Annotated in this window: 21 protein-coding genes; 4 read left to right on the forward strand and 17 right to left on the reverse strand. The window is 44.3% G+C overall.

All coding sequences use genetic code 11. The annotated features are described in order from the left end of the window. Positions 1 to 58: 58 nt before the first annotated feature. The 13 genes from E5672_RS20085 to E5672_RS20090 all read right to left on the reverse strand — a co-directional run bounded on the left by E5672_RS20085 (position 59) and on the right by E5672_RS20090 (position 16,467). Positions 59 to 2,365, reverse strand: a complete 2,307-nt coding sequence (locus E5672_RS20085) for a methyl-accepting chemotaxis protein (protein WP_136783048.1) — start codon at positions 2,363 to 2,365, stop codon at positions 59 to 61. A 4-nt stretch (positions 2,366 to 2,369) separates the two neighbouring features. Next, on the reverse strand, positions 2,370 to 2,873 hold the full coding sequence (locus E5672_RS15570; RefSeq protein WP_136783049.1) for a chemotaxis protein CheW: 504 nt from the start codon (positions 2,871 to 2,873) through the stop codon (positions 2,370 to 2,372). Further along, positions 2,870 to 4,792, reverse strand: a complete 1,923-nt coding sequence (locus tag E5672_RS15575) for a chemotaxis protein CheA (protein WP_136783050.1) — start codon at positions 4,790 to 4,792, stop codon at positions 2,870 to 2,872. The genes E5672_RS15570 and E5672_RS15575 overlap by 4 nt, the downstream gene beginning before the upstream one ends. 38 nt (positions 4,793 to 4,830) lie before the next feature. Further along, positions 4,831 to 5,196, reverse strand: a complete 366-nt coding sequence (locus E5672_RS15580) for a response regulator (RefSeq protein ID WP_039217225.1) — start codon at positions 5,194 to 5,196, stop codon at positions 4,831 to 4,833. A 64-nt stretch (positions 5,197 to 5,260) separates the two neighbouring features. After that, positions 5,261 to 6,472, reverse strand: coding sequence for a methyl-accepting chemotaxis protein (locus tag E5672_RS15585; RefSeq protein ID WP_136783051.1), 1,212 nt, complete (start codon positions 6,470 to 6,472; stop codon positions 5,261 to 5,263). Between the two features lie 246 nt (positions 6,473 to 6,718). Continuing rightward, positions 6,719 to 7,765, reverse strand: a complete 1,047-nt coding sequence (locus E5672_RS15590) for a protein-glutamate methylesterase/protein-glutamine glutaminase (RefSeq protein ID WP_136783052.1) — start codon at positions 7,763 to 7,765, stop codon at positions 6,719 to 6,721. Beyond that, positions 7,740 to 8,369: a chemoreceptor glutamine deamidase CheD gene (cheD, locus tag E5672_RS15595; protein WP_136783053.1), complete on the reverse strand. Its 630-nt coding sequence runs from the start codon at positions 8,367 to 8,369 to the stop codon at positions 7,740 to 7,742. The genes E5672_RS15590 and cheD overlap by 26 nt, the downstream gene beginning before the upstream one ends. A 13-nt stretch (positions 8,370 to 8,382) precedes the next feature. After that, positions 8,383 to 9,213, reverse strand: a complete 831-nt coding sequence (locus E5672_RS15600) for a CheR family methyltransferase (protein WP_136783054.1) — start codon at positions 9,211 to 9,213, stop codon at positions 8,383 to 8,385. Positions 9,214 to 9,216: 3 nt separating this feature from the next. Further along, positions 9,217 to 12,120, reverse strand: a complete 2,904-nt coding sequence (locus tag E5672_RS15605) for a methyl-accepting chemotaxis protein (RefSeq protein WP_136783055.1) — start codon at positions 12,118 to 12,120, stop codon at positions 9,217 to 9,219. A gap of 51 nt (positions 12,121 to 12,171) precedes the next feature. After that, complete coding sequence (locus tag E5672_RS15610; protein WP_014947935.1) at positions 12,172 to 12,675, reverse strand: chemotaxis protein CheW; 504 nt, start codon at positions 12,673 to 12,675, stop codon at positions 12,172 to 12,174. Next, positions 12,672 to 14,846: a chemotaxis protein CheW gene (locus tag E5672_RS15615; protein WP_136783056.1), complete on the reverse strand. Its 2,175-nt coding sequence runs from the start codon at positions 14,844 to 14,846 to the stop codon at positions 12,672 to 12,674. The genes E5672_RS15610 and E5672_RS15615 overlap by 4 nt, the downstream gene beginning before the upstream one ends. A gap of 38 nt (positions 14,847 to 14,884) precedes the next feature. Next, positions 14,885 to 15,250 carry a response regulator gene (locus E5672_RS15620; protein ID WP_071816745.1) on the reverse strand — a complete coding sequence of 122 codons (366 nt, stop codon included), beginning with the start codon at positions 15,248 to 15,250 and terminating at the stop codon, positions 14,885 to 14,887. 56 nt (positions 15,251 to 15,306) lie between these two features. Beyond that, on the reverse strand, positions 15,307 to 16,467 hold the full coding sequence (locus E5672_RS20090) for a methyl-accepting chemotaxis protein (protein WP_420809578.1): 1,161 nt from the start codon (positions 16,465 to 16,467) through the stop codon (positions 15,307 to 15,309). A gap of 469 nt (positions 16,468 to 16,936) precedes the next feature. On the opposite strand from E5672_RS20090, the gene E5672_RS15630 reads away from it, so the two are divergent. Continuing rightward, the gene (locus tag E5672_RS15630) at positions 16,937 to 17,302 is read left to right on the forward strand and encodes a hypothetical protein (RefSeq protein ID WP_240692253.1); all 366 of its coding nucleotides are present in this window, start codon (positions 16,937 to 16,939) and stop codon (positions 17,300 to 17,302) included. A 182-nt stretch (positions 17,303 to 17,484) separates the two neighbouring features. On the opposite strand, the gene E5672_RS15635 is transcribed toward E5672_RS15630, so the two are convergent. After that, positions 17,485 to 17,994: a hypothetical protein gene (locus E5672_RS15635; RefSeq protein WP_136783058.1), complete on the reverse strand. Its 510-nt coding sequence runs from the start codon at positions 17,992 to 17,994 to the stop codon at positions 17,485 to 17,487. A gap of 625 nt (positions 17,995 to 18,619) precedes the next feature. Beyond that, positions 18,620 to 19,804: an MFS transporter gene (locus E5672_RS15640; protein WP_136783059.1), complete on the reverse strand. Its 1,185-nt coding sequence runs from the start codon at positions 19,802 to 19,804 to the stop codon at positions 18,620 to 18,622. A gap of 104 nt (positions 19,805 to 19,908) precedes the next feature. Between E5672_RS15640 and E5672_RS15645 the strand changes: the two genes are divergently transcribed. The 3 genes from E5672_RS15645 (at position 19,909) to E5672_RS15655 (ending at position 24,069) form a co-directional block, all read left to right on the forward strand. Continuing rightward, positions 19,909 to 20,802, forward strand: coding sequence for a LysR family transcriptional regulator (locus E5672_RS15645; protein ID WP_136783060.1), 894 nt, complete (start codon positions 19,909 to 19,911; stop codon positions 20,800 to 20,802). Between the two features lie 104 nt (positions 20,803 to 20,906). After that, positions 20,907 to 22,067: an MFS transporter gene (locus tag E5672_RS15650; protein WP_136783061.1), complete on the forward strand. Its 1,161-nt coding sequence runs from the start codon at positions 20,907 to 20,909 to the stop codon at positions 22,065 to 22,067. Between the two features lie 208 nt (positions 22,068 to 22,275). Further along, positions 22,276 to 24,069, forward strand: a complete 1,794-nt coding sequence (locus E5672_RS15655; protein WP_240692254.1) for a polysaccharide lyase family 7 protein — start codon at positions 22,276 to 22,278, stop codon at positions 24,067 to 24,069. Positions 24,070 to 24,161: 92 nt separating this feature from the next. Here the strand turns inward: E5672_RS15655 and E5672_RS15660 are convergent, their stop codons facing one another. Together E5672_RS15660 and E5672_RS15665 are read right to left on the reverse strand one after the other, a co-directional pair. Continuing rightward, on the reverse strand, positions 24,162 to 25,247 hold the full coding sequence (locus E5672_RS15660; RefSeq protein WP_136783062.1) for a class I mannose-6-phosphate isomerase: 1,086 nt from the start codon (positions 25,245 to 25,247) through the stop codon (positions 24,162 to 24,164). Positions 25,248 to 25,313: 66 nt separating this feature from the next. Continuing rightward, a complete protein-coding gene (locus tag E5672_RS15665) occupies positions 25,314 to 26,555 on the reverse strand; it encodes an Nramp family divalent metal transporter (RefSeq protein WP_136783063.1) in 1,242 nt (413 codons plus the stop codon). Positions 26,556 to 26,565: the final 10 nt, after the last annotated feature.

Consider the following 26,565-nt stretch of genomic DNA (forward strand, 5'->3'; position numbering starts at 1 on the left):
TAAAACGTCAAGTAATAAAAAAGGCGAATTCCCTTTCTAAGAATTCGCCTTTAGTTAACTAGAAAGACTCCCACTCATCGTTATGTGGCACTTTTGGAGCTAACTTCTTATTCGTTTTTAGCATGGCCACTGAAGCCAATTTTTTGTCTCTATCTTCTTGCGGTACTTTTTTTGGAACCGCCTGTGCGATATCCGCTTTACCACCAATGTTAAACGTCGATACACGCTCGGATAAATTGCCCGCCTGCTGCTGTAAGCTTTCTGCAGCCGCCGCCGCTTCTTCTACCAGCGCTGCGTTTTGCTGCGTCATTTCATCCATTTGTACTACCGCTTTACTCACCTCTTCGATGCCTGAAGCCTGTTCAGAACTCGCCGCCGCAATTTCCGACATTATGTCGTTTACCCGCTTGATAGAGGTCACCACCTCTTCCATTGTTTCGCCAGACTGATTGACGAGTTTATTGCCCCCATCAATTTTGTTCACCGAGTCTGAAATAAGCTCTTTGATCTCTTTTGCCGCTTCAGCAGAGCGCTGGGCCAAGCTTCGTACTTCTGACGCAACAACGGCAAAGCCGCGTCCCTGCTCCCCCGCTCTTGCTGCTTCAACAGCGGCGTTTAGCGCAAGAATGTTGGTTTGAAATGCAATGCCGTCAATAACACCAATGATGTCTGAGATCTCTTGAGCCGACTCGTTAATTGACGACATAGTGTCGACGACCTGACGAATTAACTCTCCGCCGCGCGAAGCGATATCGCAGCTTTGCGATGCTAAACTGTTAGCTTGTTCCGCGTTTTCAGCGTTGAGTTTTACTGTACCGGTAAGCTCTTCCATACTCGACGCCGTTTCTTCTAGGCTTGACGCCTGCTGTTCAGTGCGACTTGAAAGATCAGAGTTTCCTGTGGCTATTTCAGATGAAGCAGTATTAATGGTTTCTACTGCTTGGTAGATGGAACCAATAGTGCCAGACATTTCGCCAACGAACTGATTTATAGCATCGCCCAATACTTGGAATTCGCCTTCAAATTGCTCATCAAGTTCAGCAGTTAAGTCACCACCAGATAAACGGGTCATCACATCGCTGATAGACCCTATAATACGGCGCATATCATCTATAAAGCGGTTGATTGATGTGCCAAGCTCCCTAAACTCACCGTCAAACTCATGCTCAATACGGCAATCTAAATTACCCTGCACCAATTCATTCATGGCGGTTTTGATATCGCTTATAGCCTGCTTTCTACCGGTGATATCAATGGCATACTTCACTACGCGATGGGGTCTGCCGTTTTGATCCAAGATGGGGTTATAAGATGCCTGGATCCACACCTCTTTTCCGCCTTTGCCTACACGCTTAAACTCGTCAGTGAACTGCACGCCCTGGCGTAACTGTTCCCAGAACTGACTATATTCAACACTGCGCTTGTACTCATCATCTACAAACATACTGTGATGCTTGCCAACAATTTCATCGAGGCTGTAACCAACCGTATTGATGAAGTTTTCGTTGGCATTAAGAATTTTTCCTTCTAGGTCAAATTCAATAACCGCCTGTGCTTTGTTTATTGCTTCAATTTGCCCTTCAAAATATGCATTACGTAATTTTGATGCAGTAATGTCAGTGGCGAATTTCACCACGCGAATAACCTTACCTTCACCATCGAAGACTGGGTTGTAAGTAGCTTGGATCCAAATTTCCTTACCCATTTTGTCAAAGCGACAAAACTCGCCGTTTTGAGGCTTGCCTTCTCTAAGGTCACGCCAAAACTGCGCGTACTCTTCAGAGCGAATGTACTGGTTATCGCAGAACATCTTGTGATGATTACCCACAATTTCGTTAAGACTATAACCAAGCGCATTCAGAAAGTTATCGTTAGCATTTTGGATAACACCATCAGCATTGAACTCTATAACAGCTTGCGCATCGTTTAATACATTTAACATAGTACTTTTGATGAGCAACTCAGACTGGTCGACCCACTCAACCATAGTGCCTATATTTTTGTTGTCTTGGTCGAAAAAGGGCGTAAGCGTGAGTTTGAAGTTCAAATCGCCAATACTAATTGTAGAAGTCATTGTCGATTTTAATTCAGCAAGGATATTGCGCTGATGTGAAGGATTTCGATGAAATTGGTCGATATTCTGACCTTCCAAATTATCAGCAGAAAAACTGGGAAGGACAGCCTGTAATTTCTTTTCGTTCTCTTTGAGCAGAGTTTTCACAGACTGATTAGCATAGATGATGTTTCTATCCGCGTCGGCCATCATGATGCAGCAGGTTGTAGCATCAAGCGCCTGCTTGTTTCTCAATGCTTGGTTTACATCCGTTGCCTTCGTGAAGTCTTCTAACCACGTCATAATTCCCATTTCTTCAGCCCTCAACCGCTTGTGTTTTCGTTTCAACTAAACCCAGTTCATTACTAGTAATTAAGCTCTCAATATTCACTAGAATAACCATGTGCTCTTCTACATCTGCTAACCCGTGAAGGTATTTACTATCAAACGCCACACCGAATTCAGGTGGCGGCAGCATGTCTTCTTCGGATAGGCGAATTACGTCAGAAACCCCGTCAACGACAATGCCAACGATACGGTCGTGAACGTTTAGCATGATGACGATAGTAAAGTCGTTGTAGGTGGCTTCACCCACGTTGAACTTAATGCGCAAATCCACAATAGGCACAATGTCGCCACGCAGATTAATTACACCTTTAATAAAGCTTGGTGCGTTAGCTATCTTGGTGACTTGCTCATAGCCGCGAATTTCTTTCACCGTCGTGATATCTAGGGCGTAGTGTTCCTCGCCCAACACGAAACTTAAAAACTCATTCTCTTTCGACGCACTTACGGCTTGCTGCAGGGCTGCTTCGCTCATAGTGAAACCTCTTCATTCGGAATAGTGGTACAATTTGCCGCTACCGAGTCGGCATCTAAAATCATGGCTACCTTGCCATCCCCCATAATGGTGGCGCCGGCAATTCCTGCGACCTTTTTGTAATGTTGCTCTAAGCTTTTGATCACGACCTGCTGCTGCCCCACTAAAGAGTCCACCAGCACGCCATAGCGTTTCTTGCTGCTTTCCAGAAGCACGACTATGCCTTTGGTTGGTTCAGTAATGCCGTCGTCAACCTGCATAAGGTGGGTCAGCGACACTAATGGCCAATACTGATCTCTAATCCATAGCACTTTGTCATTGCCGAGTGTTTTTACTTGAGAAGCGGTGGGCTGAAAGGATTCGATAACATTAAGTAGCGGAATGACAAAAATTTGGTCGCCTACCGAAACACACATGCCATCTACAATGGCAAGCGTAAGAGGTAAGTGGATATAAAACGCTGAGCCCTCACCCTGCGATGATTCTATTTCAATGCGTCCGCCAATCGATTCTATGTTTCTGCGAACTACATCCATACCTACGCCACGGCCCGATACATCGGTAACCTCAGCTGCGGTAGAAAAACCCGCTTGGAATATAAGCTGCCAAATTTCACTGTCTGGCATGTCGGGCGTAACTGCCAGTCCGTTTTGGGTGGCTTTCTCTAAAATGCGGGCTTTGTTCAAGCCTGCCCCATCATCAATAATGCCGATGATAATGCTGCTGCCTTTCTGCTCTGCACTTAAAATAACCGTACCGTTTTCCGATTTACCTGCCTCGAGGCGCTTTTCAGGGCTTTCGATACCGTGGTCGATACTGTTTCTGACTAAGTGAGTGAGCGGGTCGACCAGTTTTTCGATAAGGCTCTTATCGATTTCAGTGTTGCCACCTTGAATAACTAAGTCGACTTTTTTACCCAGTTTTGACGATAGGTCGCGCACAACGCGAGGGAAACGATTAAACGTCATATTCACCGGCAACATACGCATAGACATCACCGATTCTTGAATTTCACGGGTATTGCGCTGAAGCTCATCTATTGCAAGCTGCAAGCGTTCACCTACTTGCCCTTCAACCTCCTGGCCTACGTTAGAAAGCATGGATTGCGTGATAACGAGTTCACCGACTAAGTTAACCATTGCATCAATTTTGGTAGTGTCTACGCGAATTGATGCGGCTTCTTTTGCTGCTGCCTTTGGCTTAGTTTTTACCGGCTTCACAATGGGCTGTTTTGGTGGGACAGACTGGGTGACCTCTGTTTTTACGGGAAGGTTTTCTGGTTCGAAGAAACCGAAACCTTCATCAACCTTGCTGGTGTCACGGTTTGTTTCTACGTCAGCGTGTGCTTCACTAGATGTCGCTTCATCGTCAAATAGCCCAAAACCTTCTATATCGTCTGCGCCATTTTCACATTGCGCTTGGGCCTCAGACTCATCTTCATCAAAGAATCCGAACCCCTCAATCTCATTCGCTTCATCTTCAGCGTTTTGTTCAGGAGGCTCCTGAGCATCTTGCACCGGCTGCCCTGATGCACTTGCAAGCGTGTCTTCGAGTACTTTAATACTGGCATCAATTTGTTCTTGAGGGAGTTCTGTTTGCTCTTTATAAGCTGATAAGGTGTCTTTGAGTACATCAAGGGTTTGTAGAAAAATATCAACAATATCTGCAGTAACTTGGATTTCTTGGTTACGCGCTTTGTCGAGCAGGTTCTCCATGACATGGGTAAGATTCATTAAAGCGTCGAAGCCAAAGATACCGCTGCCACCTTTTATGGAATGCGCCGCTCTAAAGATACTGTTCAACTCTTCGGGGTCGGGAGCATCCACGTCCAAGGTCATGAGCAACTGCTCCATGTCTTGAAGGTGTTCATCACTCTCATCAAAAAACACACCGTGAAACTGGTTTACATCAATGGTCATGATTGACTCCCATTCGCCCTATTCAAACCAACGCTTAACTAACCTAAAACTCGCTTCATCACATCTAGCAGCTTATTCGGATCGAAGGGCTTCACCATCCATCCTGTAGCGCCAGCCGCTTTCCCTTTCGCCTTCATGTCGTCACCAGCTTCCGTCGTCAGCATGACAATTGGCGTTGAACGAAAGTTAGCCAGACCTCTTAAAGACTTAATCAGCGTGAGGCCGTCCATACGAGGCATATTTTGATCGGTAAGTACGAAATCGAAACGCGCCCCTTGGCATTTGTCTAACGCATCTTGTCCATCTTGGGCCGTAGTTACATTGTAATTTGCTGACTTCAGGGTCATTTCAACCATCTGGCGAATAGACACAGAGTCGTCCACAATCAGTATGCTTTTGCTCATAATTCAATCACCTTTGAATTGTCAAAATTGTTCTTACGTTGCTTTCTGGATGTTTTTCTTGCTGCTAAAAAAGTTCGACGTCGCCTGCATCCATGGAAGTGGCAGAAACTGGGTTGTGATCCGCTTGGCCTTTTTCTGTCAACGAGTGTTGGTAGTTTTCTAGGTTTTCTCGCACTCTGCTTGCGCTTTCAGGGCTCAGCGTCGTCAGCTGTTCTATAACGAACTCGATGATTTCACGAGTGTAAGTAAGGTTTTGCCCGTTTATATCGCCAAACTGCAACCCCCTAATGGCCGCTGCAGTTGAGTCTGCCAACTGCTGTCTGATGGCCTCGAGTTCGCTCGCGCCTTGTATATCTGATTCTGCTTTTTTGATAATGCCTCTAAGCTGTTCACTAATCGTTTCTTTTGCGTTAACTACGTGAGAAATGTCTTGAGACGCAACGACTTCGGCGGTTTCCGTTAGTTTGTCGATAAGCGATTTAATGTTTTCTATTTGGGTTTTTATTACATCGCTGAACTGGGTAGAGCGGGTTGATAGCGCACGGACTTCATCAGCAACAACGGCAAATCCGCGACCGGCCTCACCAGCACGTGCAGCTTCAATGGCAGCGTTAAGTGCTAATAAATTGGTTTGCGAGGAAATATCATCAATTCCGCTTAACGCTTCAATGACGGTGGGCATTGCCTGCTGTATGGTTTGTACTTGGGTTTCTAACGCTCTTGTAGAGTCGGTCATTTGAGTAGTTGACGCTATAAAATGCGTTAGTGTGGAATCAGTATCAGAAGCAAATGTGCGCATTTTATCGGCATAAGCACAGTCGCTGTTATCATCGTCTTTAAGCAGATTGTTGATACTGGTTTCTTGCTGCCCAAGCAACGTTTGAAGTGAAATAAACGATTCGCTCAACGTGGCTACTGCATCGCTTTGCGTGGAGAAAATATCGGAAATATTCGAAGATGTAACAGTGAGAATGTTGCTTGCTTCAGACACTGCAACTTCCAATGACTCGCTATTTACCGAGACGTTTTTTACAGAAGGTTGGTTAACAGCAGTTTGATTCGGTTTGTTATCGACATCAGCCTTAGGATTGTTCGTTACTTTAAGTAAAACAAATAACAAAAAAACGACACATACTGAGCTAAGAGCAAGGCCTAAATGCGCAACGGATGTAAAAGATAAACTCCAACTCGCTAGCATCATCAAAAACGCGACGATGAACGCGTTACTCTTGCTAGAGAAAAAGTTATCTAAATAATTTGATGCAATGGCGACCACGTTTCCACCTCAATTGTAACTGCCATGTAAACAGCTGTACAAAACACGATCAAATTATGGTCTAATTTTCGCTCCCAACAATTATACTTTTGAATATTTTTGTTAACTTATTACTTTAATGACATTTGCGACACCCCAATATAAAGAGTGAGCGTCAGAGGTGAATATCGCGAAGGTATAAGGAAAGCGGTGAGTCGGTGAAAAAAACGGTGGGTTCGCTTTAAACGATAAAGAAACAGAAACCACTCAAAGCCGGCTTCCTGCACCTAAGGCCTCGAGTGTATCAAGTATTGCGTCAGAAATTTCTTCCAAAGGCTTAATAAAGCTAGCGGCTTTCATTTCTACAGCAACCTTTGGCATACCATACACCACGGAGGTTTTTTCATCTTGGCAGAAGGTGATAGAGCCTTTGGTATGCATGTTTTTCAACCCCTTTGCGCCGTCTCGCCCCATACCAGTGAGCAGTACCCCAACAGCATTTCCACCAGCATGCTCAGCGAGCGAGTCGAACATCACATCAACCGAAGGCTTGTGCCCTGACACTTTAGGGCCATCATCAAGGGTTAAGCGGTAGTCTGCGCCACTTCTTTCTACTTTAAGATGTTTATTGCCTGGGGCAAGATACGCGAACCCAGGCAATAAACGCTCTCCACCTTTTGCCTCCCTTACCGTTATTTCGCAAAGGCTATCCAGCCGTTTGGCATAGGTGGTAGTGAAGCCCGGTGGCATATGCTGGGAAATGACCGTAGCGGGCGCATTGCGAGGAAAATGCATAATGACATCCTTTATCGCTTCGGTTCCGCCAGTAGACGCCCCTATACCGATGAGTTTTTCGGTGCCGGTGTAGCGCATGGAAGCATGCTTAGTGCCGCGAGTTTCAGTTGGATGGCCTAACTTGGAGTGAGCTGCAGCTTTAATCTTTTCAATAATTATTGCTGCGTATTCAGCCATACCTTGGGCAACACCTAGCTTTGGCTTTGCTATAAAGTCCACGGCCCCTAGCTCCAATGCGCGCAGAGTTGCATCGGCCCCTCGCTCAGTAAGCGTAGAAATCATTACCACTGGGGTTGGCATTGCCTTCATCATAACTTCTAAAAAACGTAGCCCGTCTACCTTTGGCATTTCAATATCTAAGGTAATGACATCTGGCCTAAATTCTTGAACCATTCGCTTGGCTACGTATGCGTCTGGAGCAGCGCCAACCAATAATAACTCTGGGGCTTGCATCACTATCTCTGAAAGGATTTGACGAATTAACGCAGAGTCATCAACGACGAGGACTTTTATAGGCATGTGACTGTTCCGAAAATGAAATGACACCGGTTTTAGCTTGCTCAGAGAGTAGTACGCGATGCGCAGACTCACGCTCGTATAGCGTGGCATTGTTGAACTCTCGAATTCGCTTCATATAAACATTGCCGTCGGCGGGAAAATAATAAATTTTGCGTGCATAGGTAGACATCAAATCACTGCTTATGAGTGGGATATTGGCATTATCTAAATAGTCTAGAACGAACTCGGCATTTACTCGCCCGATGTCTTGCTGCACAAATCCGGGTAACACCTTTCCCCCACCGAACGCTTTGGCTACCAATTTATTACGACGAGCTCCTAATTGAACAAGTTGATCTATAAGCATGTTCATAGCGTGCACGCCATATTTTGTGGCTAAGCAAGCGTCGAGATTGGTAGTAAAATTAAGATCGGGCAACATAAAGTGATTCATACCGCCAATTTTCTTTTCTTTGTCGAAGATACACGCTGCTACGCAAGAGCCAAGAATGGTCACCAGTGCTTTGTCTGAGGCCGTCGCATAGTACTGCCCTGGCAGAATCTTAACCGCTTCTTTCTGGAGCCGGTTATCAAAATATCGTATGGGGTTTTCATCCTGACTCATACTGCAAGTTCCTTTAAACAACGGGCCGGTAAATTGTTTTTCCCATGGGAGAGACCAGTTCAGGATACATGGTGAAGTTTTCTGAATGCCCCGCGACATACATACCGTCAGCACTCATCAATTTCACCATTCTTGCTAAAATTTTATGCTGAGTGGGCCGGTCGAAGTAGATCATGACGTTTCGGCAAAAAATCACATCTATTGGTGCATCTAAACACCAGTTTGGTGACATTAGATTCAGTGGTTCGAACTGCACCATTTTTCTTAGCTCATCCACCACCCTTACTCTTCCAGTTTGCGAACCTTTACCTTTGTAGAAGAACTGGGTTTTATGATCGTAAGAAAGCTGACTAATACTGTTTTGGGCATAAACGCCTTGGCGGGCCTTCTGCAGTACTTTACTGTCGATATCTGTAGCGAGTATCTGCACGTTGGGAGTAAAAGTGCCAAATGCCGACGCAACAGTCATCGCAATACTGTAAGGCTCTTCACCTGTGCTGCTTGCCGCACACCAAATTCGCTTCGTTTGAGGGCGACTTCGAAGGTAATTAGCTAACGCTTCAAAGTGATGGGGCTCTCGGAAAAATGCTGTGAGGTTGGTAGTGAGCGCATTAATGAAATGTTCCATTTCATCTTTACAGCTTCCTACGTATGCCAAGTATTCTTTAAAGCTGTGTATCTCTAGCGCACGCAGCCGCCTTGCGAGGCGGCTGTAGACCATTGCATCTTTAGAGTCGGCTAAGTTAATGCCCGCTTGTTTGAATAGCAGGCTTTTAACCCGTTCAAAATCTCTTCGGCTATATGAAAATTCCCTTTGCGCTTCCGTGCTTTGCATTGCTGACATACACTAAAAGGCCTCCCAGTCCGACGCATCCGGCGCGGCTGGATTCAGTGCTTTTATCCGCTGTTTAGGCACTTCACGCTCTTTAGGTAATGCATTACTGCCATTTAACGAGCGTGCGGTAGAGGCCTGTTCGAGCTTTCGATTACTGCCTACTTTGAAAACTGATACCCGCTGTGCAAGTTCGCCTGACTGCTGTCTCATGCTGTCGGCAGCCGCTGCTGCCTGCTCTACTAATGCAGCATTTTGCTGGGTCATTTCGTCCATTTGAACTACCGCATTACTCACTTCCTGTATACCGGTGGCTTGCTCAGATGATGCCGCAGCAATTTCAGACATAATGTCGTTAACACGTTTAATTGCAGTGACAATATTAGCCATGGTTTCGCCAGACTTATTCACCAATACATTGCCATCGCCAATTTTATCAACCGACGCAGAGATTAGCGCCTTAATGTCTTTTGCCGCTTCGGCAGAACGCTGTGCCAACGTTCTTACTTCAGAAGCAACGACGGCAAACCCACGACCTTGCTCGCCCGCTCTTGCTGCTTCAACCGCTGCATTTAGCGCAAGTATGTTGGTTTGAAATGCAATGCCATCAATTACGCCGATGATGTCTGAGATGCGCTGGGCAGAGTCGTTAATTTCACCCATGGTATGTACCACTTGTTCAATAACCTTGCCGCCCTCAGACGCCACTTCCGACGCTTGGCTTGCTAATCCTTTGGCTTGGTCGGCGTTCTCTGCGTTCAACTTCACCGTACCCGTTAACTCTTCCATAGCAGAGGCTGTTTCTTCTAGACTAGAAGCCTGCTGCTCGGTACGACTAGATAGGTCGGCATTACCCGTAGCTATCTCGTTTGAAGCAGTATCGATGGTTTCAACAGCAGTGTGAATTTTCACTATGGTGTCGCGCAGTTCACCAATAAAGTGATTAATAGATTCACCAAGTACCTTAAAGTCGCCTTCTAATGGCTCCTCTATTGTTTTCAGTAAATCACCGTCTGTAAGGCTAGCCATAATAGACTTAATGCTTTCAACGGCTAACGTTCTTCCCGTTACATCTGTGGCGTATTTCACTACTCTAAACGGCTTGCCGTTTTGGTCTAAAATAGGGTTGTAAGAGGCTTGGATATAAACTGGTTTTCCCGATTTATCGAAACGCTTATATTCACCGCTTGCATAAACGCCTTGGCGCAGCTGCTCCCAAAATGCTGCGTATTCTGGACTGTTTTTAAAAGCAGGATCTACAAAAATACTGTGGTGCTTTCCTTTTACTTCATCAAGGGTGTACCCCATCGCCGCTAAGAAGTTGCTGTTCGCGTTTAAAATAACGCCTTCCAGATCAAATTCAATAACCGCCTGAGACTTACTAATGGCGTTTAGCTGGCCTTCAAAATAAGCGTTTTTCAACTTGTCTTCAGTGATGTTGGTCGCGTATTTTACCACCCTAAACGGGTTGCCATTCATGTCTTCTATAGGGTTATAAGAGGCTTGGATCCACACACTTTTACCCGTCTTACTAATGCGCTTAAATTCTCCTGAAAAGAACTTGCCTGCTTTAAGTTCAGACCAAAAACGCTGGTACGACTCTGACTGCCGGGTTTCTTCATCTACAAATAACTGGTGATGTTTACCTTTAATTTCGTCTAGGCGGTAACCCATAGTGTTAAGGAAGTTATCGTTAGCAGTAATGATGTTGCCATCTACATCAAATTCAATGACCGCCTGCGATTTACTGATAGCGTTAATTTGCCCTTCAAAATACGCATTTTTTAATTTGTCTTGGGTTACATCGGTAGCAAACTTAACCACTTTAAATGGCTTACCGGTACTATCAAAGATGGGATTGTAAGATGCGCGTATCCATATTTCTTTGCCGCCTTTTGCAACGCGTTTGTATTCCCCCTCGCTGTGCTCTCCGGCTTTTAAGCTTTGCCAAAAAGCGGCATATTCAGCGCTTAACTTATAGCTTGGGTCAACAAACATACTGTGATGCTGCCCTTTAATTTCAGACAGGCTATAGCCCATTGCGGCTAGGAAATTTTCATTGGCATTTAGAATATGCCCCTCAAGATCAAACTCAATTACAGCCTGTGATTTATTAATGGCAGTGATTTGCCCTTCGTAATCCGCATTTTTTTGTTTTTGCGCCGTAATATCAGAGGCAAACTTGATGATGTAATCTACCTCACCCTCTTCATCAAACACGGGATTATAGGTTGCTTGGATCCACACTTCTTCGCCTTGCTTGTTAATTCTGCAAAACTCACCACTGTGTACCTCTCCGCTTTTTAGCTTCTGCCAAAACAGTCTATACTCGTCGCTTTGTGCGTAATCACTGTCAACAAAAATACGATGGTGCTTTCCCACCACCTCACTTTCGCCATAACCCATGGCCGATAGAAAATTATCGTTAGCAGACAAGATTTCGCCGTCTGTGGTAAACGATATCACCGCTTGGCTTCGCATAATGGCATCGACCATACCTTTATTACGTCTGTTTTCAGTGTTGTCCTGCCACTGCGTAACAAAAAGCTGAGTACCGTTCTCGTCCATTGTAGTTACAGCTGAACTTACACAAAAACTATGTTCAGCAAGTGCCACATCCAGCTTGTCATCCCCTCTAGCATGCGTGATCAAATACGACGGGTTTTCTGATATGTTTGAACCAATAGTAATGTCATCTATGTGCTTGCCAGATAGTGTTGATTCACCATCGTTGACAGAAAAGTCCTTTGGGTAGGCTTTTGCCATACGCAGGAATGCGGGAGTGTGAAAGTGAATAACCCCCGACTTGTCGATAACCAACAAGTTTGAGGCACTGGCCTTTAGAATATTCGACTTCAATAGCGCGTCGTGCTTCGCTATTTTTAACTCTTCGCTGTTAAGAAAATTAAATACGCCCATAACTAATATTTCCCAATGTCAGGTGTTTCCGTTTAGTGAAGGACCTTGTAACTACGCGTCGTCTTTTACGCTTTCAGGTGCGACTAAACCCAGCTCTTCGCTGGTAATTAAACTTTCTATGTTCACCAGAATGACCATGTTTTCATCCACATCGGCTAAGCCGTGTAGATACCTGCTGTCAAAAGCTACGCCAAACTCTGGTGGCGGAAGTACTTGCTCTTCAGACAAGCGAATAACATCGGATACACCATCTACCACGATGCCAACAATGCGCTCTTGAATGTTCAGCATTATCACTATTGTGAAGTCGTTATACGTGGCCTCGCCTACGTTAAACTTAATACGCAAGTCCACGATGGGAACGATGTCACCACGTAAATTAATCACGCCTTTTATGAAGGCGGGTGCATTCGCAATTTTGGTAACTTGTTCGTACCCTCTTATTTCCTTCACTGTTGTTATGTCTAAGGCGTAATGCTCATCGCCAAGCACAAAACTCAAGTATTCTTTGTCTTGTCCGCCAGTAACCGCTTGATGCAAGGCAGTTTCACTCATGAAAGTAACTCCTCTATTTGGCTGGAGGTATAGGTTGTAGCAATGGAGTCTGCATCGATAATTAGTGCGACTTTACCGTCACCCATAATGGTTGCCCCCGCTATTCCAGCCACTTTGCGGTAATGCTCCTCTAGACTTTTAATGACTACCTGCTGCTGGCCCACTAGCGCATCAACCAAAATACCAAAGCGCTTTTTACTGCTTTCAAGTAACACCACAATGCCTTCAGTGGGAGAAAGTGCAGCCCCTTCTACTTCCATAAAGTCGTAAAGAGGGACCAAAGGCCAGTATTGGTCTCGAATATAAAGTACAGTGTCGTTGCCCAAGGTTTTCAGCTGTTGCTTTGTGGGCTGGAAGGATTCAATAATATTTAAAAGTGGGATCACAAAAATTTGCTTACCCACCGACACACACATGCCATCGACAATAGCTAGCGTAAGCGGTAAGTGAATGAAGAAAGCTGAGCCTTCGCCAGCGCTCGATTCAATATCGATACGTCCGCCGATAGACTCTATATTGCGGCGCACTACATCCATACCTACCCCTCTTCCTGATACATCGGTAATGGCTTCAGCAGTTGAAAATCCAGGTTGAAATATAAGCTGCCATACTTCTGAGTCAGGCATATCATCAGATACGGCAAGCCCATTACTTCGCGCTTTAGCAAGAATTTTGTCGCGATGAAGACCGCCGCCATCATCAATAATGCTAATAATGATGCTGCCGCCTTTTTGTTCGGCACTTAGAATAACCGTGCCCTTTTCCGGTTTCCCGGAAGCTGCCCGTCGTTCAGGCATTTCGATACCGTGATCAATGCTATTGCGCACTAAGTGCGTAAGTGGGTCGACAATCTTTTCAATTAAACTTTTATCAATTTCTGTGCTGCCGCCCTGTAGCACCAGTTCTACCTGCTTACCTAACTTACCAGCCAAATCTCTTACTAAGCGCGGAAAACGATTAAAGGTTGCGGTTAGCGGGAGCATGCGCATGGACATCACTGATTCTTGAATTTCCCGGGTGTTTCGCTGCAGCTCATCAATAGCAAGCTGTAGCCGCTCACCCACTTGACCTTCAACGTCTTGCCCAATCATAGACAGCATGGATTGGGTGATAACCAATTCGCCCACCAAGTTAACCATTGCATCGATTTTAGTGGTATCTACACGTATCGAGGCCGATTCACGGGCAGTGCTTTTCTTTGCAGAAGGCTTTGCTGCTTGTTTGGCAGGCGTAGGCACAGCGCCATTTTTTGTGGCCTGACCATCGTTAGTTGCAGTTGTTGAATTTGGTCGTCCGCTTACATTTTCGGCATTGCTATCGCTGGACTTATTTAGTGCAGTATTAATGTTGCTAGCTGAGGGTACGTCTTCAAAAAAACCAAAACCTTGGCTTTCCTCTTTTTTAGTGCTTTCGGCGTTTGCTGCCTCAGATTTTACTGCGTGAGAGGCAGTGCTATTGTTGGATGTTTCTTCCTCATCGAAGAACCCAAAGCCGCCGTCGTTTTGCTGTGATAACAAAGGCTTTTCACCGCAATTTTGGTCGGCTGTTTCAGGTACGTCATCAAAAAAACCAAAACCGTCGTCGTTGTCTTGCTTATTCTCATCAAGTTGACCGGAAACAGGCTCATCATCAAAAAAGCCAAAGCCATCGTCAGAATTGTCATTAGCCTGAGTAATTTCGTTGTCAAAGAAACCAAAACTATCGTCCTGTTCACTTTCGCTTTGTGCGCTCGCGCTTACTTCAGGTGCCTCATTATTACCAATTGAGTCAGCGTCTGTGGGTTGCCCGTTAATCACACCGTTAAGTATATTTATGCGCTCATCGATGCTTTCTTGTGGAATTTCAGTTTCATCACGGTAAGCGTTTAAGGTGTCTTTTAAAACGTCGAGGGTCTCTAAAAGCACGTTAACAATGTCAGCCGTTACATTGAGTTCATTGTTACGAGCTTTATCTAACAAGTTCTCCATCACGTGCGTTAAATTCATTAACGCATCAAAGCCGAAAATGCCGCTACCACCTTTAATCGAATGGGCGGCGCGAAAAATGCTATTTAGCTCTTCAGGATCGGGAGACTCGACGTCTAAGCTCATCAATAGCTGTTCCATATCGTCGAGGTGCTCGTCGCTCTCGTCGAAAAATACGCTATGGAACTGTTCAATATCGATGCTCATTCTGAATCCTTCCAGACTTAAAGTATGAGAAGTTGGATTTAACCTAAGACGCGCTTAGTAACATCAAGAAGTTTGTTTGGATCGAAAGGTTTTACCATCCAGCCAGTTGCGCCTGCTGCTTTACCTTTCGCTTTCATATCGTCGCCTGCTTCTGTGGTAAGCATTACAACTGGGGTCCTGCTATATGCTCCTAAGCTGCGCAAGTTTTTAATTAGGGTTAACCCATCCATGCGAGGCATGTTTTGATCTGTTAGGACAAAGTTAAACTGCTGGCTCTTACATTTATCGAGCGCTTCTTGACCATCTTGGGCTGTGGTCACGGTGTAGCCTGCTCCCTTAAGGGTCATTTCTACCATTTGACGAATCGACACCGAATCGTCGACAACTAAAATGTGTTTGCTCATATGCTCACTTCTCCAAAGTATGTCATTACTGACGGTGCTTCCTGTTCCTTTTTAGCTTAGAACAATTCAACTTCTCCCGCGTCCATAGACGTTGCTGATACTGGGTTATGATCATTTTTACCTTTCGCAGCGATCCCTTTTTGATACTCGTTTAATGCACTGACGAAACTCTCGATATTATTAGCATTCAGTGTCGCCAACTGCTCTAAAATGAACGTGATCATGTCTTTGGTATACTGGATATGCTGACCATTGATATCACCAAATTGCATTCCTCTAATGGCCGCGTTTATCGACTCATCAAGCTGTGAGCCTATATCTTCAATTTGTTTTGTTGTTACAAGATCCGCTTCTGCCTTTCTAATGATTTCGGCCAGTTGGTCACTAATGTGTGATTTAGCATTAACAACTTGGGATATATCTTGCGAAGCTACAAATTCTGCTGTGTCGGTGAGCTTATCTACCAAACTACGAATGTTCTCAACCTGGGTCTTAATGACGTCACTAAACTGGGTTGAGCGAGTAGATAACGCGCGTACTTCATCAGCCACAACCGCAAAACCTCGACCTGCTTCGCCTGCCCTTGCCGCTTCTATCGCAGCATTTAGAGCCAATAAGTTAGTTTGCGCGGCGATATCATCAATACCGCTAAGTGCATCTATAACTGTAGGCATAGCCTGCTGAATGGTTTGCACTTGTTCCATTAGATGCTTTGTTGATGAAGACATTTGCTCCGTTGAATCGATGAACTGCGTTAAGGTTCCGTCAGTTTCTTGTGCGAAAGTGCGCATGCGTTCTGAGTAAGATTGTGTTTGCGTACTATCAACGCTCAGTAATGCATCAATACATTGTATTTGCTGTGCAACAAGGGCTTTTAAGCTGCTAAAGGCATTGGATAAGGTTTCAACAGCGTCATCTTGGGTAGACTTGATGGACGATAAATTGCTGTCGCATGTGCTTAAAGACAGAGCAAGCTCGTCGCTCGCTTTTTTAATATCAGTATTACCCGCTTGTTCGCTTTGCCCTAGGGATTCGTTAATTGGATAGATCTCGTCAACTTCATCCGCACTTTTGCTATAAACGAAAGCACTAAAGACAACTACGCCTGTTAGTACCGCAAGCGCTGTGAGCGCGGACACAAAAAAGAACAAAGCCCAAGAAGCAGCTATGCCTACTACACAAAGTACATATATGCTCTTTAAAGCCCCTTGCTGCATTGAAGGTAAGTTATTAGATGACAAAAACACTCTCCTTGAAAAAACACTGCGACTTAACTTCAACAGTACTTTTTCATAATTAAGCACGTTACTTGGTTCACGAATTACAAAGCGCTGGGCACACTCAATGAGCGCCAATAGACAAAAAGCCTAGCGCAAAGGCAACATAACGTTGTTAGCTAAGCTGGGTAACAACGTTATGACTAACTGGCTTTGCACACATGAGATAAGCGTAGTACCCATTTTGAAAAGTAGGCAAGAACATGCATAAGTTTTTTATTAAAAAAAGCGCTCTTTGACTTTAACTGCGTCTAAAAAGCGCAAACTAGTACTTATCAGGCTTGTTTTCAGAGTATTTGGCTTCGTTCCACTATGCGACAAGTGCGCGACTATGCAGGGTGCTCTTTCTGAAATTAAAACATTCAAGTGTGCCTATGACGCACGCCACTCCCTAGTAATTTAGCCATACATGCAATTATTAATTTTTGATTTCGAAAGGTGCTTAGCACCGAATAATAGTGTAGGTGAAGACATATTGTTATTTCTATTCAATGTAATCGAGTCAGATAAGCGTAACGAATTAACTCCCTTTTTAAGTCAAGAAATGCGTCTGGCTTTTTGGCGTAAGCCTTTGGACTATATGCTTAAAAAATATAAGCCAGCTACGAATGAAGTATGGGTTATTGGAGACTGTGAGGAGTCTGAAATTAGTGCAGATAATAGTTTAGGCACGAAAACGGTTCAGATACTTCGAACGGGCGTTAAAAAGCCACTAAAAGCACAATTACATGTGTCTTCGCTTCAAGAGTTTGTAAGTTTGGTACAGATGTCGTAGCGCTTGTGTATCCGTCACTATCAATTACTGGGGGCGTTTATTGGCCTTTAAGTTCTGCTACATGCAGCTTAAATAGTGGAAACTATCTATTCAGTTTCGATTTCATCAATAAGCCCCACCAGGGGGCATTATCATGCTCAAATTCATCTATCTTGTGGATCTATTTATATGACGCTGGTCAATTATGGATCCAGACTATCAGCATCAGGCAAAGGTGTGTATTTGTATCCAGTCAATACCCAAACTCCATTCACATAAGTATAAGACCACTCCCTGGTTCCATCAGCTCTAGTCTGCTTGACTGTTTGCTTATCATCTTCTTCCGGTGCTGGATCAGGATTTGGGACACTGTTAAGAGTTTCAAAAGAACTTTCGGCTCCTTTATTAGACTCTCCTACACCTATACAGAAATGTTTCTTACTTATCAAAGTATAAGGTTCGTCAAGGTCAAAAGTGTTAGTGCTAATTGCTTCATACATTGCATCAATCAGCCCAGAACTAAGAGTAGGGGTGCCTTTTTCTTCTACCACTTCAGTACTACAAACCGTTTTTGCTAAAGTGGAACCAGGAAATGCAATAAATGAAACAACGAAGAGTGATACATAAGTACCTAATTTGACTACTTTTGGCGGCTTCGAACGTGCTCGATGGCTTTTATTCGATGATAGAAAATTATGAATATACTTTGGCATTATAATTAAAACTCCCTCTTAATTTAAATTGTGAAAATCCACAACTAAAGCCTAGTCGTAGCCCATGCAAAACGCATTAAATCAAACCTCAACGATTAAGTGCATGAAATTACTTAGATTAAAAATCAACAAGTGCACCACTCGCTAAGTTAAGTACCCTTTCGTATGCCCTTACGCGGAAACCTTTGTAATGGGAAAAAAATAACACTGCGTTTTCTATAGATGGAAACGGTGGAGCGGTTGTTGGACAGCAACCACTATATCTTTGGTCTTCTAGCAATAGCAATGTTAACCAACAATGGGAACTCACTCGAACAGAGGCAGATTCACCATTTACGAGCAATGCTGGAAACCCTGTTTCGATTTATACCGCGTTTGACGATGGTTGCGGTCATGGTAGTTATCCTGCGACCAATGTTATTGGCGGTAATACCGACTTTTCATCACGGTGAGTTGGTAGTGGCTCGTCATTAAATTTAACGGTTCAGATTAACGAAACCACTACGGTATCAGAAGTTGGCATAGCTTGGGATCGAGGCAATACGCAGGCATACACATTTGAAATATACGCACGCCCAGGAACTAGCGGCTCTTGGACGAAAGTCTTTGATGATGTGAGCAGGTTTTAGTCGCTATTTGTATCTAACTTGCTAGGAAGTGTTAAAAATAGTGTTGATGAAAAAGCGCCAATAGATATGCACACTGCCACTGCTGAGAAAACAAAAAACACCAGGTTTAGATTTACAGGAAGAAAGTCGATAATCGACGTGAAAAATTGTCCAGCGAAGGCTGCCATCGCAAAGAAAGAGAGATTTTTACCTCTATTTTCCTCGTGACTTATTTCTACAGTTGCATGATTGAGTAGTGGTATTGATAGGCCAAAGCCTGTACCCGCGAACGTCGCTGCTAGCATTATTGCCTGTATTTCACTAAAACTACCGAAAACAAACAACGCTGCGCCAAAGCAAAGAAATGAAAGCGAAAGTGTTCTTTTCTCTTTTATCGCTTTAACAAACCTAGGCAATAACGAAGCTGCAACCACAGCAATCAGTGATATATACGATAATATGTAACCGATATGCGCTTCCGAGTAGCCAAGCGCTTCAAGGTGTTGAGGTAAAGAGACGACCATACTGAAAAATAGCGCCATCGCGCATACAGCAAAGCTAAGGATGGATTTGATACCAGAAAAGCTAGACACAACGTCTTTCGCTTTATGATCACTAGTGAAATTTCCAGGCGTTAATATTCTTTGATTACCCGGTACGGAAAAAACAACTAGTAGCGCGCATACTGCTGCAATGCCATACAGTAAAAACGCCGCCTTCCAATGAGCCTGCGCTAGTACCCCTCCAATAAAAAGAAAGATTACGCCGCCGAGCTCGATAGCCATTCCTTGTTTGGCAATCATTTTTAAGCGCGCTTCCCCCTTGTACCATTGAGATATCAGCGCCGTTCCTGCAGCCATAATACCGGCAGCAAACCCGCCCAATATTATGCGATTTGCAGCAATGAGAAATTCACTGCTGAGCAACACAATAGATAGACCTAGCACGCAGTAACTCCATAAGCTAAATAGCAGTGTTTTTCTTGCCCCGTGTTTGTCTATCCAGCGCCCAAATAGCGGGGCAAAAATTATAGCTCCAAGTGCAGGCAGTGTGATGAGTAACGATGGATATTGAGTAAATTGTAGTCCTTTTGCGATGGCAATCAGCCCAGGTGCAACAGCTGCCCCAACCATAATTGTAAGGGTAGCGCATAAAAGCAATGCTAATTCACCGGTGCTCGAAAGATTATTAGAGGCCTTCATAAAGTGCTCCTTTGCTAGTTAAACAGGCCTGCAATGCTAACGTCTTGCTAGCAATCTTTTAAATGATATTATTCAACCTCGCTAATCTCGAAATGGCATAAATCATGAACTTCAAGCACCTTAAAACCTTTATTGAAGTCGCGCAGTGTAAGAGCTTTTCAACCGCTGCCACCCGCCTACATACCGTACAAAGTGCAATAAGCCGCCATATCAATGCGTTGGAAGAAGACTTAAACGTAACCTTGTTATTGCGCAATACCCGCACTGTTGAGCTAACTGAAGTGGGAGAAAACTTCCTGCTACATGCGCAAGCCATTGTTAAACATTGTCGTGACGCAAAAGAAGAAGCGAAGCTAATACAAAGCGGGCGCAAAGGTTTACTGAGAATTGGGTATCTTGGCTCTGCATGCGCTCACTTTCTTCCCGATTTGTTGCGGCGATTTTCAAAGCAGCACGAAAATGTAAAAGTTGAAATTAGTGAAATGACAGTTGCCGAACAGCTTCAGGCCCTTAGCGAAAACGCCATTGATATTGGCTTTTCCCGTCCTATTCCTGATGCTTACAAACCCCTGCTTGAAGAAAAGCGCGTGGCTTATGATCCAGTTCAAGCCGTTGTTTCAGATAAACACGAACTACACACGTTAAACGAAGTTTCACCCGACATTGTAGGGAAGTACCCACTAATATTATTTTCCCGAGCACATGCGACCAAACAGTTCGACAATATTATGGCCTTGTTTTACGAAAGAAACTTAAGTGTAGATGTGGTCAGTGAGCCCCACTCTATGCAGGCTTTACTAATAGAAGTGGCCAGTAGCAACTGTATTGCACTTGCTCCTAGCTGCATACAAAACTTACAGACAAACGGCTGCACGTTTATTCCGTTAAATCCAGGCATGCACGTAGAGCTATGTATGCACTGGTCTACTGAAGCATCGGCTACCACCAACGCTTGGTTAACTTGGTTCAAAGAGAACGAAGAGTCATTTCGGTTATAAATAAATTTATGCATTTTGAAGATAAATCAGTCACATTAATATCATTTCTAGTATAAATTAAGGGCGCGTACAATTTTTCTATCGATAAGATACGGGAGATTGTCTTGCAGCCCACATTTTCAGAGCTAACCAAAAAGCAGCTTTTTCTTTTAGCGTGCGCCGTTGCCGCTACTGCAGCTAACCTTTATTACACCCAACCTATACTGCCTTTAATAGGCGAAAGCCTAGGGGTTAAAGAAAGTGCGCTGGGCGCCATTCCTGCCCTTGCGCAAATAGGGTATGCCATAGCAATTATTTTCATATCACCTTTAGGCGATGTCGTAGTAAGGCGCAAAATCATTGCTCTTCTCTCGGTATTACTCTTTGTCGGAGCGAGCATCGCGTCAGTTTCCAGTCATATCATGATGCTTGGTGTAGCGTGCGTGTTAATTGGCTTAAGTGCCAATATTACTCAGCAGATCATTCCTCTAGTGGGGTCGATGATGCGTGGTGATAAAAAAGGCCCTGCTATTGCTACTGTTATGACGGGGCTGACTGTAGGAATTTTGCTCTCTCGTACCATTAGCGGCACTATAGCGACTCACTTCGGATGGCGCGCGGTTTTTATAATGTCTGCCCTTTTAGCTGGCTTAGTGGGCCTAATGCTTTACCTCATTTTGCCCAATCAGAAGCCTAACCTTTCTATGTCGTATACGGCGCTGTTAAAAAGCTTGCTGCAACTTTTTAAGAAATATAAGACACTTCGAAAGGCTACCTATACTGGCATGATTTGGTTTGCCGCTTTTAACGCACTATGGGCTACATTAGCGCTACACGTCAGCGAAGCTCCCTTTTATTTTAATGCTCAACAAGCCGGTATGTTCGGCATAGTCGCTTTAGCTGGTGTTGCAGGCGCCAAATTAGCGGGTAAATGGGTAAACCAATTAGGGGCAGCAAAAAGCGTTTCCTATTCAATTCTAATTATCGTCTCAGGGTTTGCCCTCTCAGTTTTCACCCAGAACATGCTTTGGGGGCTGGTTGCCAGTATCTTACTTATCGATTTTGGCGTGTTTAGCGCTCAAGTTGCCAATCAAGTCAGAGTGTTTTCCATAGACGCACAAGCACAAAGTCGTGTGAACAGCATATATATGCTGGGCTATTACATTGGCGGCGCTATAGGTTCATCTACTGGCGTGACGCTTTATTCTCTATTCGGGTGGAGCGGTGTTTCAGCAATTGCAGGGGCCGTTTTAATCATAAGCCTTTTCATAAATAGCTTTAGATAAATTCAAATTGGTAATACCAGTTGGTTTGAAGAAAAATACATCAAAACAAAAATAGCCTATATTTTCATTACCTTATACATAGTAATGAAAATTAATATCATTGTTGTTTTGATCTTATTAAATTATGCACTTACATTATGTTAACCAATTTTATACAAATTGGTATTAAATTGGTTATACCTTTTAATAATTAAGTAAGGATTTAATAATGAAAGTTGCCTTTACCCTACCGTGTGCATTGCTAGCTATTGCCGCTACTAATGCACACGCAGCAACCTTTGTGATGGAAAAAAATAACACTGCGTTCTCTATAGATGGAAACGGTGGTGCGGTTGTTGGCCAACAGCCCTACTTATGGAACACGAATCTCAACAATGTTAACCAGCAATGGGTGCAAATTAGTCATGGCGATGGCTATTACTCGTACAAAAAGCAAGATACAAACCTTTGCTGGGACGGTGGAAGCGGTGGCTCCAACGGCCAAGCTATAACTTTAGAACCTTGTGATGCATCGAATTACGATCAGCATTGGGAAAAAATAAAGGTGATCAGCGGTACAGAAATTTATCGCTTCCAGAAGCGCAACGCCTCTGGCTATTCGATTGACGGCGGGAACGGCGCAGCACGACAACAGCCGTTGTATCTATGGTCTTCTAGCAATAACAATGTTAACCAACAATGGGAGCTAACTCGAACAGACGCAGATTCGCCATCTACGGGTAGTAGTGGAAATTCTGTGACAATTAATACCGCTTTTGACGATGGGAGTGGCCATGGCAGTTACCCTGCAACCAATGTCATCGACGGTAATATCAACTTTTCGTCGCGCTGGGCAGGTAGCGGCTCACCAGTAAATCTAACGGTTCAGCTTAACCAAACCACAACAATTTCAGAAGTGGGCATAGCGTGGGGACGAGGCGATACACAAGCATACACATTTGAAATATATGCGCGACCGGGAACCAGCGGCTCTTGGACGAAAGTCTTTGATGATGTGAGTAGCGGCTCTACGTCAAATATCGAAGTGTTCGATATTGATGATATTGCAGCTCAACAAATTCGCATTAAAACATTTTCAAATACAGCAAGCTCTACATGGACAAACATAACCGAAGTTGAGGTCTATGAGGGTGGCTCTGTTACGCCTCCTATTTCAAATCCTTCGTTAGATCCAAGTGCGCCACCGTCATCTAATTTCGATTTGTCTCGTTGGTATTTAAGTATTCAGACTGACGATGACGGTAATGGAAAGGCAGATTCAATTAAAGAAGACGAACTTAACGATGGGTTTGAAGATGATCGCTTCTTTTATACGGCTAACGATGGGGGCATGACGTTTAGAAGCGAAATAGATGGGTATAAAACATCAACCAACACTAGCTATACACGCTCTGAGCTGCGAGAGATGCTTCGGGCCGGTGACACATCTATCGATACGCAAGGCGTTAATAAAAACAATTGGGTATTTAGCTCTGCCCCCTCTTCTGCGCAAAATGCCGCGGGCGGTGTTGACGGGAACATGAAGGCTACTGTTGCTGTTAATCACGTAACTACTACAGGTGATAGCGGGCAAGTAGGCCGTGTAATTATAGGGCAGATACATGCTGATACAGATGAACCTGTGCGCCTTTACTACAGAAAACTACCTGGGCACGACAAAGGTTCTATCTACTTTGCACACGAGCCAGGCAATGGCAATGCTGAGCAATGGTATGAAATGATTGGCTCGCGTTCTAGCTCAGCAAGTGAGCCTAGCGACGGCATTGCACTTAATGAAGTGTTCAGTTACGAGATAGACGTAACGGGTAATACCCTTACGGTTAAAATACTGCGCGAGGGTAAGCCTACGCTAACTGAGGAAGTGGATATGAGCAACAGCGGCTATGATGTTGCCGACGACTACATGTACTTCAAAGCAGGTGTTTACAATCAAAATAATACGGGTGATGGAGATGATTATGTTCAAGCCACGTTTTATGCACTTGATGTAACGCACGACTAGACTATATAAAAAATAGCCAGCTTCATTGCAAGCTGGCTATCTTATTTCATTAGTTCTTTACAGTTCAAAATGGCGCGAGTTACAACAGCGCGCTACTGAGTATTCCCCGGGTAGCACTCCAAAATAGATAAAGGCGTGTCGCTATGACATACGTATTCGAAATTATTCACCCCAGCTGGGCAGAAAAAACGGTCCCACTGTTTTAGCTGTGTGACTTCATCACCTACTCGTATCTCACCACAGCCTTCGGTAACTACACCTAAAAAGAAAGTGGTTCCTTCTCTTGAAACCTGGCTACTCACTGTGGCCCGCTTCACGGTAAAACATGGGGTATTTTCTGGCCCAATCAAAAGAGATAGGTTATTTCCCTTCCCATCATCGTTAATTACGCTGGGGTGGCAACGAAATTCAGTGTCTACCTCATCCTTTGCAACCGGGTCAAAATTAAACACGTCTAGCGCAGTTTCAATGTCGCGCCCCATAAAACGCGCTTGTTCGGGGATAACGTATCCACAGCGTTCGAACTCAAAGCGTACCGCCAAATCTGAAGGTTCCATAATTTCCAGCATTAAAATACCTTCACCAAGCGCATGGGGGCGCCCGCCGGGAATAAGAAAAACATCACCTGGTTTAACCGGAATTTTATCGAAGCAGCTTTCAATAGCGTCTATGTTCTGCGTTTCTATCCACTCTTTGAGTTGCTCTCTTGAAGGAGAGCGCTGAAAGCCCGCATAAATATAGGGTGTCCCAATACCTTCTCGGGTTTGTAATATCACGTACGCTTCGGTTTTGCCTCGCGGCATACCTAAACGTTGTTGCGAAAACTCGCGAGTAGGATGCGCTTGAAAGTGAAGACGGGTTGAGCTGTCTAAATATTTAACTAAAGGAATATCGTCAAGTGAGCGGGGCTCACCGTTTTCTTCACCGAGAAAATGAGCTTGTTTGGTAGCCAGTACATCTTTGAACGCCACCAGTTCATTATTTTCGTTAGGCACCATAGCTAAGCCTTCAGAAATATGCTCTCTTCCTACATTTCGAGCTTCCACCGTAGAGCCAATCCAGTCTTCCGGGAAACTTGAATCTTTGGGTTCAGCTTTACCCTCGATAGTGTCGAGTAGCTTGCCCCCCTGATAAGTGCGCCAAACACGGTTTGATGTAAATTTGATTATCGAATTCATAAAAGCTTTACCGTTGTTTAAATTGAAAAAATTGCACCTTGATGTTCGTTAAACGAACTGCACCGACTACACACTTTGGACCGTGGCGATTATTCCATTTATGCTCATGTAACTCATTACCAGCGCAAACGCGAATATCAATACCAATGTAGCGTTGGTGATAAAACCGAAAACGTGTGTCTTCATGACTTTACGTTTGTTACCCACATAGAAAATACTCGCCACAGTGGCTGGCAATATCAGCGCTCCAAACGCTTGAGACGCTATCATTACCGAAATAGGCTTGGCCTCGAAAATTGGAACCACTAGGCCTAGCAAGGAAATAATTAAAGCTATTATTCGGTAATGCGTGCGCTTAAGGTCGGTCTTACGTTTGTTGTAATCGTCTAATAGCCAAGGCAACAAGGCCACATTGGGAAACTGTGAAGATATGCCTGCTGCAATCAAACCAAGGGTGAAGATGGTGACTGCTACCTGGCCTGCAAGCGGCTCTAGCAAAGTAACCATTTGAGTGACGTGGGTTAATTGAATGCCCTGAGCGTAAAGCGCGCCAGTGCCAGCAGCCATGATAGACATACTGACTACAAACATGAGAAAGGCAGAAAACAGCGCGTCTTTTTTTTGTGTTTTCATGTCTTCTACCGTCCATTTAGCTTCTAAAACCAGAATTGAACGTAAGATAAAAAGGCCGGAAAATACAGTTGTACCTACCATTGAAGCCACAACTAAAAAGCTACTTTTGTCTGGGCCTGTATCTGGAATATTAGGCACTAGCCCTAACGCAATATCTGATAGGGGCGGCATCAGCATTATAAAGTTAACAAGAAAACACAGGGCCATAATGGCCACAAGTACGGCCAGAACTTGTTGGAAAACATCAGTCTTACCAACCAGAAAAACGAGATATACGAATGTGCTAAAAAATAGCGCAAAGTATATGGGCGCTATCCCACCCTCTATAAATTGTTTAGACCATTCAAAGCACACATCCGCAATAATTCCCATTACCCCCATTACGCTGCCGCAGACTTGGGTGGTTAATGCAACGATGAAAAATAAGCTTACTGCAGGGTGGATATGCTGCTTAAAGGCTTGAAGCGCCGTCAGTCCAGTTTGTAATGTGAATTTTCCAAAAAGCTGTATAAGGAAATAGGTAATTACACATGAAATCAAGATAGCCCACAAAAGCGACATACCGTAATCGGCGCCCGCTTTTGCCATGGCGGTGACACTTCCCGTGCCAACGGTAAAACCGAACAGAAATATCCCCGGCAAAAGGTTTTTTATTATTTTTGATAATGCTGTCATACCGCTTGTA

It is taken from the genome of Alteromonas portus (genome assembly GCF_005117025.1).
GTDB classification, from domain to species: Bacteria; Pseudomonadota; Gammaproteobacteria; order Enterobacterales; family Alteromonadaceae; genus Alteromonas; species Alteromonas portus.

Excerpts from the sequence above, each read along its gene's own strand:
- E5672_RS20085 (WP_136783048.1), bottom strand. The coding sequence starts at position 2,365 with ATGGGAATTATGACGTGGTTAGAAGACTTCACGAAGGCAACGGATGTA.
- E5672_RS15600 (WP_136783054.1), bottom strand. The coding sequence starts at position 9,213 with ATGTCAGCAATGCAAAGCACGGAAGCGCAAAGGGAATTTTCATATAGC.
- E5672_RS15580 (WP_039217225.1), bottom strand. The coding sequence starts at position 5,196 with ATGAGCAAAAGCATACTGATTGTGGACGACTCTGTGTCTATTCGCCAG.
- E5672_RS15635 (WP_136783058.1), bottom strand. The coding sequence starts at position 17,994 with ATGCCAAAGTATATTCATAATTTTCTATCATCGAATAAAAGCCATCGA.
- E5672_RS15665 (WP_136783063.1), bottom strand. The coding sequence starts at position 26,555 with ATGACAGCATTATCAAAAATAATAAAAAACCTTTTGCCGGGGATATTT.
- E5672_RS15630 (WP_240692253.1), top strand. The coding sequence starts at position 16,937 with ATGCAATTATTAATTTTTGATTTCGAAAGGTGCTTAGCACCGAATAAT.
- E5672_RS15620 (WP_071816745.1), bottom strand. The coding sequence starts at position 15,250 with ATGAGCAAACACATTTTAGTTGTCGACGATTCGGTGTCGATTCGTCAA.
- E5672_RS15640 (WP_136783059.1), bottom strand. The coding sequence starts at position 19,804 with ATGAAGGCCTCTAATAATCTTTCGAGCACCGGTGAATTAGCATTGCTT.
- E5672_RS15645 (WP_136783060.1), top strand. The coding sequence starts at position 19,909 with ATGAACTTCAAGCACCTTAAAACCTTTATTGAAGTCGCGCAGTGTAAG.
- cheD (WP_136783053.1), bottom strand. The coding sequence starts at position 8,369 with ATGAGTCAGGATGAAAACCCCATACGATATTTTGATAACCGGCTCCAG.
- E5672_RS15610 (WP_014947935.1), bottom strand. The coding sequence starts at position 12,675 with ATGAGTGAAACTGCCTTGCATCAAGCGGTTACTGGCGGACAAGACAAA.
- E5672_RS15655 (WP_240692254.1), top strand. The coding sequence starts at position 22,276 with ATGAAAGTTGCCTTTACCCTACCGTGTGCATTGCTAGCTATTGCCGCT.
- E5672_RS15660 (WP_136783062.1), bottom strand. The coding sequence starts at position 25,247 with ATGAATTCGATAATCAAATTTACATCAAACCGTGTTTGGCGCACTTAT.
- E5672_RS15590 (WP_136783052.1), bottom strand. The coding sequence starts at position 7,765 with ATGCCTATAAAAGTCCTCGTCGTTGATGACTCTGCGTTAATTCGTCAA.
- E5672_RS15605 (WP_136783055.1), bottom strand. The coding sequence starts at position 12,120 with ATGGGCGTATTTAATTTTCTTAACAGCGAAGAGTTAAAAATAGCGAAG.
- E5672_RS15615 (WP_136783056.1), bottom strand. The coding sequence starts at position 14,846 with ATGAGCATCGATATTGAACAGTTCCATAGCGTATTTTTCGACGAGAGC.
- E5672_RS15570 (WP_136783049.1), bottom strand. The coding sequence starts at position 2,873 with ATGAGCGAAGCAGCCCTGCAGCAAGCCGTAAGTGCGTCGAAAGAGAAT.
- E5672_RS15575 (WP_136783050.1), bottom strand. The coding sequence starts at position 4,792 with ATGACCATTGATGTAAACCAGTTTCACGGTGTGTTTTTTGATGAGAGT.
- E5672_RS20090 (WP_420809578.1), bottom strand. The coding sequence starts at position 16,467 with ATGCAGCAAGGGGCTTTAAAGAGCATATATGTACTTTGTGTAGTAGGC.